This window comes from Sulfitobacter faviae, from assembly GCF_029870955.1.
In the GTDB taxonomy this organism is placed as follows: domain Bacteria; phylum Pseudomonadota; class Alphaproteobacteria; order Rhodobacterales; family Rhodobacteraceae; genus Sulfitobacter; species Sulfitobacter faviae.
This window is the reverse complement of record NZ_PGFQ01000001.1, coordinates 1,994,091-2,006,467: the sequence shown is the minus strand read 5'-3', so window position 1 is coordinate 2,006,467 and position 12,377 is coordinate 1,994,091. Positions and strand designations below refer to the sequence as shown.

Genomic DNA, 12,377 nt, shown 5'->3' with positions numbered 1-12,377 from the left:
CATCGCGGCCCCGGCGGGGGTCAGGTCAGAAAAGCCCGAAGCGCGTGCAGCGTGCGGTCGATCCCGGTGGCGGTGGTCAGCACCCCCGGCGACATGCGCAGGGTCTGGCTGCGGTTGTCGACGTAAATCTCCAGCGCCGCCAACTGCGCCACCACATCCGCCGCGTCGATGTGATCGGGCAGAACCACCATGAGACTGCCGCCCCGCTGATCCGGGTCCGCCGGGCTGGCAAGGGTGAGGCCCATCCCCTCAAGCCCCGCCTGTAGCTGCGTGGTCAGCTTGCGGTTATGCGCCGCCAAGGCTTCGGTGTTCTGCCCCATGCGCCATTTCATCGCCGGCAGACTGGCCACCGCAGGAACGGTCGAGGGCGTGCCACTGTCGAGCCGCCGAATGTCGGGCGCGAATTCGAAAGCGTCGAGATCCCATGAGAACGGATTGCCTTGCGAGAACCAGCCGCGCATCTCGGGCTGGCACTGCGGGATCAGATCGGCATCCATATAGACGATCCCCGCCCCCGGCGTGCCGCACATCCATTTGAGGCTGGTCGACAGGGCGAAATCGACGCGCGGCGCGGTCACGTCATAGGGCAGCAGCCCCACGGCCTGCGTCATATCCACCCCGATGAGCGACCCCATCTTGCGGCCATGCGCCACCAATTGCGGGATGTCCAACCGGTGCGAGGTCGTCGAGCTGACCCAAGTGAGCAGGGCCAGCGCCACCTCCTCATCCCAATGGGCGATGATGTCTTCGGCCTCGACCCAATGCCCCCCTTGCCGGATCGGCACAGTGTTCAACGTGAAACCAAAACGCTTCGACAGGCCGGTGAGCAGGAAGTGCAGAGAGGGGAAACCATCCTCAGCCACCAAGACCTTCTTGCCGCGCAGGGTCCCTTCGGGCAGCGCACCGATGACGGCCATCAGCCCGGTGGTGACGCTCTCTGTCGTGGTGACGGTGCCCTTCGGCGCGCCGATCAACTCGGCCCAGAGGTCAATGAACTGCTGGCGCTTGGGCAAGACATCGGCCCATTGATCGCCATTGGGCGCGGCCCATGCATCGGTGAAATCGGTGAGCCCGGCCAGCATATCCGCATGTTTGCCGGGGTATTGGCCGATGGAGTGATAAAGGAGATAGGCGTCGCCCGTTCCTGTTTCTGTGGACATTGTAATCTCCGTAGGGTGTTGGCCGCGCAGGCGCGCGGGGCGGTAGTTTTGTGGGGGACGGGGCCGCTTCGGCTCAGCGGTAGCCGCGCTTGTAATGCTGCTCTAGCCAGCCGGTGAAACGGACCATCGGCCAAAGGATCGCGATGTAGATCAGCGCGGCCAGCAGCAGCGGCGTCGGATTGGCGAAAAGCGCCTGCGCGTCGGTGGCCTGTTTCAGCAGATCATCCATCGCCACGACCGAGGCGAGCGAGGTGTCTTTCATGATCGCCACCGCATAGGAGGCCAGCGGCGGGATCATCATCCGAAACGCCTGCGGCAGGATCACCTTGCGCATGGTGGTAAAGAAAGACAGGCCAAGCGCATCGCAGGCCTCGAACTGGCCGCGCGGCACGGCTTCGATCCCGCGCGTACGACCTCTGCCGTATAGGCCGCCAGCACCAGCGCCAGCGCAATGGTTGCCCCCACGAATGAGGAAAACACGATGCCCGCGAAGGGCAGCGCGTAGTAGACAAGGATCAGCACCACCAGCACCGGAATGGCGCGGAAGATATCCGTATACAGAACCGCCAGCAGCCGGAACGGCTTGGCCGCGTAAAGCCGCACCAGACAGACCAGCACGCCAAGGATACCGCCAAAGAAAATCGCCGAAGCGCCCAGCAGGATGGTGTTGAGCAGCCCGCGCATCAAGATCGGGAAAGCGCGGCGCATCACGTCGAGATTGAAGAAGATGTCGATGATTTCCATTGCGCAGTCCGTCAGTTTGATCGCAGGGGGCGAGCTTTGGGCCGTGGGCGGAGCGGCGCCCCGCCCACGGCCCAAAGGTATCAGTCAGCCGAGGTGGGCACCGGCAGCGGGGTCACCGCAAGGCTGCCTTCGGCAGGGGCCACGCCGAGCCATTTCTCATAGAGCGCCGCCATGGTGCCGTCCTCTTTCATTGAAGAGATCGCATCGTTGACCGCCTCCAGATGCTCAGAGCCCTTGGGCATCATAATCGCGAATTTATCGCCCGTCGGAATCTCGACCGAGACCTGCAAGCCCTGCATCGTCGGCTGGGCAAAGGCGTAGCGCAGGCTGACGATATCGTTCACCGCCGCATCGATCCGGCCACTGCGCAGATCGGTCAGCATATTGGCGGTGGTGTCATAGCTGGAATAGGATTTATAGCCGAGCTCACCCTCCCGCTCTTTCAACCAGTTCTCTGGGAAGGATGTGGCGATGGAACCGATGCGTTTGCCCTCCAGCCCGTCGAGATCGGCAATCCCGGCGTCGGTCTTGGTGCCGACCCCCAATGCGCCCGAGAAATAGGGCTGCGTGAAAGACTGCGCTTCAAGCCGTTCATCGGTGATGGTGAGCGAGGAAATCACCGCATCCACCCGGCCAGAGGCGGTGGCCACGAAAAGCGCGCGGAAGTCGTAGCCGCTGATTTCGGTCGTCTTGCCGAGCCGGGCGGCGACCTCATTGATGATGTCGACCTCGAACCCCTCGAAGGTGCCCGCTTCGTTCTTGAACTCCCACGGCGGGTTCGCCGGGTAAGAGCCGATTTTCAGCACATCCTGCGCCATGGCAGAGACGCCCGACATTGTCGTCAGCGCCGCGACGGTGAGGCCAACGATCAGATTATTTTTCAGATTCATGTTTTACTCCCTGTGAACACCCCGCGCAGCGCGGCAAGCTTCCCCCTATTGGCTGCCAGCTTTCGTATACGAATTCAATTGAATTTTACAAGTATGCAAACTTATACCTAGCCATAAGCGTATTTCTTGCGCATGCTCGGCCTGCAATCGCATACTTTTCAGAGAGGTCGGAATGCCCCGCTCAGCCAAGCGCCACATGAAAGATCAGATTTACGACATCTTCCTCGGGCGCATTCAGCGGGGCGAGATCAGCCATGGCGACCGCTTTGTCGACACCGCCGTCGCCGAAGAGTTCAACGTCTCGCGGATGCCGGTGCGCGATGCGCTAATGCGCCTGTCGCATGAAGGCTACCTCGACAGCACGACGCGGGGCTTCACCCTGCCCAACCTGTCGATGCGCCAGATTTGCGAGATTTTCGAGTTGCGCCGCCTGCTGGAGCCGCGCGCCGCAGCGCTGGCCACCAACCAGCTGACCGATGAGGACATCGCCACCCTGACCCGCGCGGTGGAACAATCCGAGCGCACGTTGGAAACCGGCGATATCGAAAGCCTCTATGCCGCGTCCGAAGACATCCGCCGCACTTGGATCATGGCGGTGCCCAACATCGAGTTGCGGGACACGATCCTGCGCTACATGGCCCAAATTCAGGCCGTTCGCATGGCCACGCTGCGCGACGCGGTCGCGCATGAAACCCTTGTGGAATTGCAGCGCGACATGTTGCGCGCCTTTACTGCCCGCGACGCGGCCAAGGTCGAGCTTTTGCTGCTGCGCTACGTTCTGGCCGGAGAGGACAGCTTCCTGCGGCTGAAAGCCAGAGAGCAGGCGTAAACCGACGAAGCGACCGACCCTGCCCGCTCGGCCTGCCTTGCACCGCGCCGAACCTGCCCCATATCTCTTTGCAAAGGACAACCGCGAGAGACCAAGATGGGCTATGTAAAGACAGCGATGCTGATGGCGGCGATGACCGCGCTTTTCATGGGGGTCGGCTATCTGATCGGCGGATCGGGCGGTGCGCTGATCGCGCTGGTGGTGGCGGCGGGGATGAACGCCTTCACCTGGTGGAACTCCGACCGCATGGTGCTCAAGATGCACAATGCGCAGCCCGTCTCGCCGGGAGACCGCGCGGGCTCTACGCCATGACGGCAGAGCTTGCGCGGAATGCGGGTCTGCCTGAGCCCAAGGTCTATCTGATCGACACGCCCCAGCCCAACGCCTTCGCCACCGGGCGCAATCCGGCCAATGCTGCCGTGGCGGTGACCAAAGGGCTGATGCAAAGCCTCAGCCGCGAGGAACTGGCGGGCGTCATCGCACATGAGCTGGCCCATATCCGCAACCATGACACGGCCATCATGACCGTGACGGCCACTTTCGCCGGTGCGATTTCGATGCTGGCGAATTTCGCGCTGTTCTTCGGCGGCGCGCGTGAGCGGATGGGGATGATCGGGACGTTGATGATGATGTTCCTCGCCCCCATGGCCGCCGCGCTGGTGCAGATGGCGATCAGTCGGACGCGGGAATATGCCGCCGATAAGGCGGGGGCCGAGATCTGCGGCCATCCGCTCTGGCTCGCCTCCGCGCTTGAAAAGATCGCCATGGGGGCTGCGCGGATCGACAATCACGCGGCAGAGCGCAACCCGGCCACGGCGCATATGTTCATCATCAACCCGCTACACGCACATAAACATGACAGTCTTTTCGCCACCCACCCGGCGACGGAGAACCGCATCGCAGCTCTGCGTGCGATGACACCCAACGCCGCGCGAGGGCGCGCCGAAAGCCCGCGCCCCACCAGCAGCGCGACCATCAGCAGCAGCCGCATCCCGAAAACCGGCAGACGCCGCGACGCGGGGCCGTGGCGCTAGGGCGCGCTTAGCCCCGCCGCCAGTAGGCGGTGCAAATCTGGCGGGTTTTATCCATGCCGAGCTGGGTTTTGAAATGCCCGCGCAATTGCTGCGCGTTCTGGAACTCCCCGGCGAAAAAGGCATAGCCTAAACCGTCATCCGTCAGCGCCTGCGCATGGCCAAGCACTTCGGCCTCGAAGGTGGCGGGCGGCAGGGCATGGACGCGCAGCTTGGTCTTGGGCAGGTAGTCGCGATACGACACGCCGCGCGGCAGGGCCGCCACCACATCGCCCACCGCATCTTCCGGCAGCCGCGCCAAAAGCTGCGCTACGGCGGGCAGCCCCGTGCCATCGGCGGCGAGGAAATAGGAAGAGGCTTTCGGCAAGGCGCTGATGCCCACCGGCCCCATCGCACCGATCCGTTGCCCGGCATGGGCGTTCTGCGCCCATTGCGAGATCAGGCCCGAGCCGTGGCGGACCACGTCGATATCGACCTCTTCGCGCTCAAGGCGTATGTTCTTGAGCGTGACATAGCGGGCGTGCAACTCATCCGCACCCTTGGGCCAAACCGGCGCGCCATTGGCGCCCATCACCGGCCAGACCGGCGTGCGGCTGGCATCGCGCGGCAGGATCAGGCGCAGATGGATGCCCTGCGGGGCAAGCTCGGCAATATCCGGGTAATGCAGGGTGACGCGCTGCATCCCTTCGAAGAGGATTTCGCTGTTCAGCACCTCCAACAAGCGGAAGTTCTGCGGCGTCTCTCCGGCCTCTTGCGCCACTCCCTGCCAGCGGATGCGATCGGCCAGCGCGGGGTCAAACTCCGCCACATGATGGACCATGCCCTCTTTCGAGAATTGCATGGCGTTTTCGCCGGGAGCTTGCAGGCTGACCTCCAGCCCACGCGGGCAAAGATCGAATTCCACCCGGTAGCCGTCTTGCTCAAACACATGACCCGTCGGCCCCTTGGCGCGAAACGCCATGCCGTGATCATCGACAAGATGCGACAGGATTTGCGAGAGCATCTCCTGCGGGGCATCCATGGGGATGGTGGTCTTGGCTTTGGCGATGGTCATCCGTGGCTCCTCCCGGTCAAAAGAAAGCGCGGCACACGAGGGGAGTGCCGCGCTCTAGGCTCACCAGCTATGGGCCAGCTTCACGGTGACTTCACGGCCGGGGCTGTAGAAGTCAGCGTAGAAACCGCCGAAGGAGGTGTGCTTTTCGTCGAACAGGTTGGTGACATTGGCCGACAGGGTAGTCTGCTCGGACAGATCATAGCTGACCGCGGCGTCGACCACGACAAAGCTGCCGGTCTCACCCGTGGTGTTGCTGTCGCTATAGTAGTAGCCGCTGTTAAACCGCGCGCCCAAACCGACTGTCAGATCACCACGGCCAAGGTTTTCCCAAGTCCGGCTGGCCCAGATCGAAGCGACGTTTTCAGGCACCAGACCGGGGCGGTTGCCGACATTGCCCGCGGTGCCGTTCTCTTTGATCTCGGCATCCAGATAGCTGTAGGCGGCGGTGAGGGTATAGGCGCCCATCTCGGCCTTGGCTTCCAGATCAATGCCGCGCACGCCGATCTCACCGATGGTTTCCGGCAGGTTGGTCGCGGGATTGGTGCGGGTGATGTTGCTTTTCGACAGGTCATAGACCGAGGCCGTCAACAGCGCGTTGGTCCCCATAGGCTGCCATTTGGTGCCCAGCTCGAACTGCTCGCCCTCTTCCGGCTCGACGCCAAAGCCTGCGGGCACGACCGACTGTGCGTAGTTCCCAAAGACCGAGAGGTTGGGTTTGATCTTATAGGTCAGACCCAGGCGGCCTGTCGTCTCGCTGATGTCGTTGGTCTGCACCGTGCCGGCAAGGTTGTTGGTCTCTGTCACGTCGATCCAGTCGTGACGTAGCCCGAAGGAGGCGATGAAACGCTCGTTCCAGTTCAGCTCTTGCTGAGCGTAGATCGCTTTGCCTTCCGTCTCGGTATCGAGATCGGCATACATCGGCACGCTGGTCGGACGGCCCGTATAGGTCGGATCATCACGGTCAACCGAAGGCGCCGCGCCGTAGAAGCGCTGGTCGGATTCGTCGGACCACGAGAATTCGACGCCCGCCGTGGTGGTGCTGGCCGCCCCGCCAAAGAATCCTTCATAGGTCAGATGCAGGTCGGAGATCATGCTCTCGCTGGTGCCATCGCTGCCAAAGAACGCGCGATCCACGGTGTCGTCATCCGGCGTATAGTCGCTGACATAGGCATAGCCGAAGTCATCGGCGCTGTCGCTGTAGCGCAGGGTGCCGCCAAAGCTCAGCCCGTTGCCAAAGTCATGCGCGCCCAGAACAGAGACGGTCGTCCGCTCGGTGCCGCGGTAGTTATAGTCAGGCTCGCCGTAGAACACATCGCTGCGGTCAAAATCGCCGCCCGCCGGGAAACCGCCGCTGCCGGGCACGGAGTCGCGGTCAAGGTGGTCGACGATCACGGTCAGTTCCGACGCATCGGAGGGGCGCCATGTCAGGCCACCCATCGCGAAAACCTCATCGTTCTCGGAATAGGGATACTCAAGCTCGCCATTGCGCAGCAGGCCGGTGAAACGGTAGCTGAGCGTGCCTTCCTCATCCAGCTTGTCGCCGAAATCCACACCGGTTTCCAAGCTGCCATAGGAGTCGACCGAGGTGTAGACACTGCCAAAACGTTCGTCACGGGGGCGTTTGCTGACATAGTTGACCGAGCCGCCGGGATCGGAGAGGCCGAAGGTCGACGACGACGCGCCGCGGATCACTTCGACGCGCTCATAGGCGAAAGGCTCTTCGCGGACGGCGCCAAAGTTCGCACCCAGGGTCAGCCCATCGCGGTAGGTATAGGCTTCGAACCCGCGCAGGATGAAATAGTCGAACCGGTCATCCGCGCCATAGCTGTCGGTGTTCGCACCGGCGGTGTAGTTCAACACCTGCTCCACGCTATCCGCACCGCGGGCTTCGATCTCGCGGCTGGTGATGACCGAGACGCTGGCCGGGATGTCGATGATCTCACCCGACAGTTTGCCGCCGCTGCTGATCTCGCTGGCGACAACCGTTTCGGCATCCGCCGCGCCCGAAGTCTGCGCCTCGGCTTCGAGGATCACGTCATCCAACTGGTAGGCCTCTTGTGCGTAAAGCGTGCCCGGCACCAGCGCCGTACAGCACAAAAGCGCCGTCTTGAGAGAGCCGCGCCCCAGTTGCAAAGGGATGAGTTTGGAAGAGGACATGGCGGTCTCCGTAATAACCTAGTGAATCAGTCGGGATTCCCTTACCCCTATGATACGGAGGAGACCAGAGTCAATCTGACTAAATTAGTCAGTTATTTTTAGGCCGCGGCATTCTTGCGTGGCGGCCCGATCTTGTGACGCCCAATCGGCACCATGCAGGGGGTCTGCGAGACCGGATCGTTGACGATACGGCACGACAGGCCAAAGACGGTTTTCACCAGTTCCTCGGTCAGGACCTCGGCGGGCGGCCCCTCGGCGCGGATGCCGCCATCGCCCACGGCGATCAGGTGATCGGCATAGCGCGCGGCGAGGTTCAGATCATGCAGCACCATGACAATCGTCGTGCCCTGCGCCATGTTGAGATCGACCAGCAGGTCCAGCACCTCGACCTGATGCGCCACGTCCAGAAAAGTCGTCGGCTCGTCCAGCAGCAGCAGATCGGTCTCTTGCGCCAGGGCCATGGCGATCCAGACCCGCTGGCGTTGACCGCCCGACAGGGTGTCGAGATCGCGCTCGGCCAGTTCCTCGGTCCCCGTCGCGGCCAGCGCGCGGGCCACGGCGCGGTCATCCTCTGCCGACCAGCGCGAGAACAGCCCCTGATGCGGATGCCGCCCGCGCCCGACCAGATCGGCCACGGCGATCCCCTCAGGCGCGATGGGCGATTGCGGCAGCAGCCCCATGACCTGCGCCAGCTTGCGCGATTTCATTTGGTGCACCGCTTCGCCATCCAGCAGAACCGCACCGGACTTGGGCTGCAAAATCCGCGCCAGCGTTCGCAAAAGCGTTGACTTGCCCGAGGCGTTCCCGCCCACGATGGCCGTGATCTTCCCCGCCGGGACGGTGAGCGTCACCCCCTCCAAAATCACGCGCTTTTCATAGCCCGCGCCCAGATCGCGCGTTTCAAGACGGTGGTCGTGGGTCATAGGGTGCCCCCATTTCTATTGGCGCGAACGATGAGATACAAAAGGAAGGGCGCGCCGACCGCGCCGGTGACGACCCCACGGGCAAGCGGGCGGGCAGCAGGAACTGCCCCACGAAATCGCCCGCGATGACCAGCAAAGCGCCAACCAGCCCGGCCCCCAACAGCAACCCGGTCGTGCCCGGCAAAAGCCGCGCCGCGATGGGGCCAGAGAGAAAGGCGACAAAGGCAATCGGCCCGGTCGCTGCCGTGGCGATGGCCACAAGGCCAACGGCGGCCAGTGTCACCCGCAGCCGCGTGGCGTCAGCACGCACGCCAAGCGCTTCGGCGGTGTCATCGCCAAGGCGCAGCACCTCCAAGTCGCGGGCGGTAACGGCCAAGAGCCCGCCGAAGACCAACAGTGCCCCGGCCACGGGCAGCGCTTGGACGAGTTGCATGCCGTTGAGGCTGCCGGTCAGCCAGCGCATCGCCTCGGCCCGGTCCCATGCAGGCGCTTCGAGCAGCACATAGGCCGTCACACTGTCGAGCATGGCAGAGACGCCGATGCCGATCAGAATTAACCGCGCCCCTGCGGCACCGCGCCGCGAGGACAGCGCCCAGATCATCGCCGCGACCCCAAGCCCTGCCACAACCGCGACGAGCGACACCAGCCAACCGTCGAGGGCCAGAATGACGATGGCAAAGACCGCCGCCGCACCTGCGCTGGCGCTGATGCCGATGATATCGGGGCTGGCCAGCGGGTTGCGCAGCATGATCTGAAACGCCACCCCGCCCAAGCCAAAGCTGGCCCCGGCCAAGAGCCCCATGACCGCGCGCGGCAGGCGCAAATCGGCCACCACGAATGAGGCATTGGCCCCGGCGCCCCCTCAGCGCAGCCCAGACATCGCCCGGCGGCAGGCAACCACGCCCGCAGCTCAGTGTCAGAAGCATAAGCGCAGAAACGAGCGCGGCCAGTGCGACCAGCACCTGAACACGCCGCGTCGCGGCAGGGCGGAAACGGCGGGGTGCGGTGATGGTCACATCGCTCATAGCCCGCGCATCCTGTGATTGCGCACCGTCCAGATAAAGAAGGGCGCGCCGACAAAGGCCGTGACGATGCCCACGTCCAACTCATTCGGGCGGGCGATGACGCGGCCCAGCACATCCGACAGCCCCAGCATGGAGGCCCCCGCCAAGGCCGAGAGCGGCAGCACCAGCCGGTAATCGACACCCGCGATCATCCGACACAGATGCGGCACCACCAGTCCGACAAAGCCGATCGGCCCGCAAAGCGCCGTCGCCGTGCCGCAAAGGACCACCGCCCCCGCCGCCGCCATGACCCGGCCCAAGGCGACGCTCTGGCCAAGGCCGGTGGCTAGTTCTTCGCCCAAGGCCAATGCGTTAAGCACCCGGGCCGAGGCGAGGCTCAGCGCCAGCCCCACCAGCGCGAAGGGCAAGGCGGGCAAAAGCGTCTCGAAACTCGCGCCGCCGATGCCACCGACCTGCCAAGATTGCACGGAGCCCGCGATGTCATTGCGTGGCAGCACCACCGCGATGATGAAGGCCGACACCGCGACGGAGGTCGCGGTGCCCGCAAGGGTCAGCTTGAGCGGCGTCGCCCCGCCCTGCCCGGCAGAGCCGATCAGATAGACGAAAACCGCCGTGACCCCGGCCCCGGCGATGCCGAGCCACAGAAAGCTCTGCGCGCCGCTGATGTCGAACCAAGCGATGCCCACCACGACAAAAAGCGCTGCCCCGCGTTGACGCCCAGAATGCCCGGATCGGCCAAAGGGTTGCGGCTGATGCCCTGCATCACCGCGCCTGCAAGACCAAGCGCCGCGCCCGCCAAGATCGCCAGCGCCGTGCGCGGCATCCGCACCGCGACCGCCGCCGCGCCGATGGTCTCGATCCGGCCGGTCATGCCCGCCCAGATCTCGCCCCACGGCACCGCGCGCGCGCCCACGGTCAGCGACAGGCCGGTCATCAGCAGCAGCAGGCCCAGCAAAAGCGCGAGGCCCGCCAGCCGTTGGGGGCGCTGCACCTGCATTATTCGCCGCGCGTGGCGGCGGCGCTCAGCCGCGCGAGGTAGTCGTCGAGCACATAGTCGATCGACAAGGGCGTCGGGTTCGCGGCGGTTCCCATCGGGTCATTCGCCAAAAGCACGACCGAGCCGCGGGCGACTGCCGGGAAACGCGCGATCAGCGGGTTTTTGGCCAGTTCGTCCAACCGCGCCTGATCGCCATAGGTCACCACAACGTCTACATCGTCAAACAGGTCGATCCGCTCGGCGCTCACCCGGCCTGAATATTTCCCGGCCTCGCTGGCCTCGCGCACCGCCTGCGGCGTCGCCATGCCGAGGTCTGTCAGGAATTGCACCCGCTGGTCGGCGGCGGCGTAGAAACCGATGGTGCTGAGGTCACGCGGGTCAAGGTGGGTCACGAACATACCGGTCTTGCCCGCCAGTTCGGGATGCGCCGCGCGGGCGGTCGCGATCCGCTCTTCGATCTCGGCGACCATCGCCTCGCCCTCTTCGGCCATGCCAAGGCCCGCCGCGTTCTGGCGGATCATCTCGCGCCATGTCGTGGTCCATGCCGCTTCGGGGTAGGCGACGACCGGGGCAATGCGGCTGAGGGTTTCATAGTCCGACTGCGACAGGCCAGAATAAGCGGCGAGGATCACATCGGGCTGGGTGCTGGCCACGGCCTCAAAATCGATACCGTCGCCCTCGTCAAAGAGCGTTGGCACTTCGGCGTCGAGCGCGTCCAGCCGTTCGATCACCCAAGGCAGCAGCCCGTCGCCATCGTCATCCCCCATGAGGCGCGGGCGAAGCCGACCGGCACAATGCCAAGCGCCAAGGGCACTTCGTGATTGGCCCAACCGACCGAGGCGACCCGCTCGGGCCGCTCTTCGATGGTGGTTTCGCCAAAGGCGTGTTCGACGGTAACGGGAAAGTCCTGCGCCATGGCGGCGGTCGCGCCAAAAGCCAAGCAAATGAATGACAACGTTCTGAGCACCGCGGCCCCCTTAATCCGATTCTTTTAGTAAACTATTGCCTGTTATGCCCCAGCGGGCGGGGATGCAACAGGGCAGTTCATCGGATCACGTGGGCGGGCGGTGCCGGGGCCACCTGTAAAACGGCCCCGGACTGTGGCTATTGGATGCTGACCTCGAAGGAGACGAAGCCCTGCGCGCCGGGTTGCAGCGCCCCCGTACAGGACCAACGCAGCGCCCCGTCGTAGCCCGGCGCATTCGCCAATGGCGCGTCCAAGGTGCAGGTCACCCCATCGGCCAGGGTAACCGGGCTGGGCACCGCCGCGGCCAGAGCCGTGTAGGGCGGCGTCTTGTCGTAGACGACGATGTCGCGCGCGGGCACGGTGCCCACGGTTTCGACATAGATGCGGTATTCCAACACATCCCCGGCAGCGGCGCCGTTGCTGACCCCCTCGGGCGTGCCGCGCGTCACGTTGCGGACGGTTTTGGTCAGTTTCAACGTGCCCTGCGCCGCCTCAACCACCAGCCGGTCGGTGTTGACGTTTCGCTGGGCGAGGCCGCTGGAGCCATAGCTGGTGTCGGCGACCAGATCGAAACGATAGGTCGATCCCTGCGTTGCCGCG

At 64.3% G+C, this 12,377-nt stretch carries 10 protein-coding genes and 3 pseudogenes; 2 read left to right on the top strand and 11 right to left on the bottom strand.

What is annotated here, in order from left to right; translation table 11 throughout:
• Positions 1-20: 20 nt before the first annotated feature.
• From CUR85_RS10380 to CUR85_RS10365, 4 genes are all read right to left on the bottom strand, one after another.
• Positions 21-1,160: an aminotransferase class V-fold PLP-dependent enzyme gene (locus CUR85_RS10380; protein WP_067265505.1), complete on the bottom strand. Its 1,140-nt coding sequence runs from the start codon at positions 1,158-1,160 to the stop codon at positions 21-23.
• A gap of 73 nt (positions 1,161-1,233) precedes the next feature.
• Positions 1,234-1,551: an ABC transporter permease subunit gene (locus tag CUR85_RS10375; RefSeq protein ID WP_280322628.1), complete on the bottom strand. Its 318-nt coding sequence runs from the start codon at positions 1,549-1,551 to the stop codon at positions 1,234-1,236.
• Entirely contained in the window at positions 1,482-1,904 is a 423-nt protein-coding gene (locus CUR85_RS10370) for an ABC transporter permease subunit (RefSeq protein WP_280322627.1), read from the bottom strand. Before CUR85_RS10370 ends, CUR85_RS10375 begins: the two co-directional genes overlap by 70 nt.
• 80 nt (positions 1,905-1,984) lie before the next feature.
• The gene (locus CUR85_RS10365) at positions 1,985-2,794 is read right to left on the bottom strand and encodes an ABC transporter substrate-binding protein (RefSeq protein WP_067265501.1); all 810 of its coding nucleotides are present in this window, start codon (positions 2,792-2,794) and stop codon (positions 1,985-1,987) included.
• Between the two features lie 172 nt (positions 2,795-2,966).
• Between CUR85_RS10365 and CUR85_RS10360 the strand changes: the two genes are divergently transcribed.
• Both CUR85_RS10360 and htpX read left to right on the top strand, forming a co-directional pair.
• Positions 2,967-3,623 (top strand): GntR family transcriptional regulator, encoded by a 657-nt coding sequence (locus CUR85_RS10360; RefSeq protein ID WP_067265499.1) that lies wholly within the window; start codon positions 2,967-2,969, stop codon positions 3,621-3,623.
• A 96-nt stretch (positions 3,624-3,719) separates the two neighbouring features.
• Positions 3,720-4,657: pseudogene (gene htpX / locus CUR85_RS10355) on the top strand (zinc metalloprotease HtpX).
• 7 nt (positions 4,658-4,664) lie between these two features.
• On the opposite strand, the gene CUR85_RS10350 reads toward htpX, so the two are convergent.
• From CUR85_RS10350 to CUR85_RS10320, 7 genes and pseudogenes are all read right to left on the bottom strand, one after another.
• Positions 4,665-5,708, bottom strand: coding sequence for a siderophore-interacting protein (locus tag CUR85_RS10350; protein WP_067265494.1), 1,044 nt, complete (start codon positions 5,706-5,708; stop codon positions 4,665-4,667).
• A 60-nt stretch (positions 5,709-5,768) separates the two neighbouring features.
• Complete coding sequence (locus tag CUR85_RS10345) at positions 5,769-7,865, bottom strand: TonB-dependent siderophore receptor (protein ID WP_067265492.1); 2,097 nt, start codon at positions 7,863-7,865, stop codon at positions 5,769-5,771.
• Positions 7,866-7,963: 98 nt separating this feature from the next.
• Complete coding sequence (locus tag CUR85_RS10340) at positions 7,964-8,788, bottom strand: ABC transporter ATP-binding protein (RefSeq protein ID WP_067265489.1); 825 nt, start codon at positions 8,786-8,788, stop codon at positions 7,964-7,966.
• Entirely contained in the window at positions 8,766-9,620 is an 855-nt protein-coding gene (locus CUR85_RS10335) for a FecCD family ABC transporter permease (RefSeq protein WP_425520130.1), read from the bottom strand. Before CUR85_RS10335 ends, CUR85_RS10340 begins: the two co-directional genes overlap by 23 nt.
• Before the next feature lie 189 nt (positions 9,621-9,809).
• Positions 9,810-10,747: pseudogene (locus CUR85_RS10330) on the bottom strand (FecCD family ABC transporter permease).
• Between the two features lie 62 nt (positions 10,748-10,809).
• Positions 10,810-11,726 (bottom strand): annotated as a pseudogene (locus CUR85_RS10325) (iron-siderophore ABC transporter substrate-binding protein).
• 188 nt (positions 11,727-11,914) lie between these two features.
• A complete protein-coding gene (locus CUR85_RS10320) occupies positions 11,915-12,277 on the bottom strand; it encodes a hypothetical protein (RefSeq protein ID WP_280322626.1) in 363 nt (120 codons plus the stop codon).
• Between the last annotated feature and the right edge of the window lie 100 nt (positions 12,278-12,377).

Coding starts and splice junctions, on each gene's coding strand:
- CUR85_RS10365 (WP_067265501.1), bottom strand. CDS start 2,794: ATGAATCTGAAAAATAATCTGATCGTTGGCCTCACCGTCGCGGCGCTG.
- CUR85_RS10350 (WP_067265494.1), bottom strand. CDS start 5,708: ATGACCATCGCCAAAGCCAAGACCACCATCCCCATGGATGCCCCGCAG.
- CUR85_RS10380 (WP_067265505.1), bottom strand. CDS start 1,160: ATGTCCACAGAAACAGGAACGGGCGACGCCTATCTCCTTTATCACTCC.
- CUR85_RS10360 (WP_067265499.1), top strand. CDS start 2,967: ATGCCCCGCTCAGCCAAGCGCCACATGAAAGATCAGATTTACGACATC.
- CUR85_RS10340 (WP_067265489.1), bottom strand. CDS start 8,788: ATGACCCACGACCACCGTCTTGAAACGCGCGATCTGGGCGCGGGCTAT.
- CUR85_RS10345 (WP_067265492.1), bottom strand. CDS start 7,865: ATGTCCTCTTCCAAACTCATCCCTTTGCAACTGGGGCGCGGCTCTCTC.
- CUR85_RS10370 (WP_280322627.1), bottom strand. CDS start 1,904: ATGGAAATCATCGACATCTTCTTCAATCTCGACGTGATGCGCCGCGCT.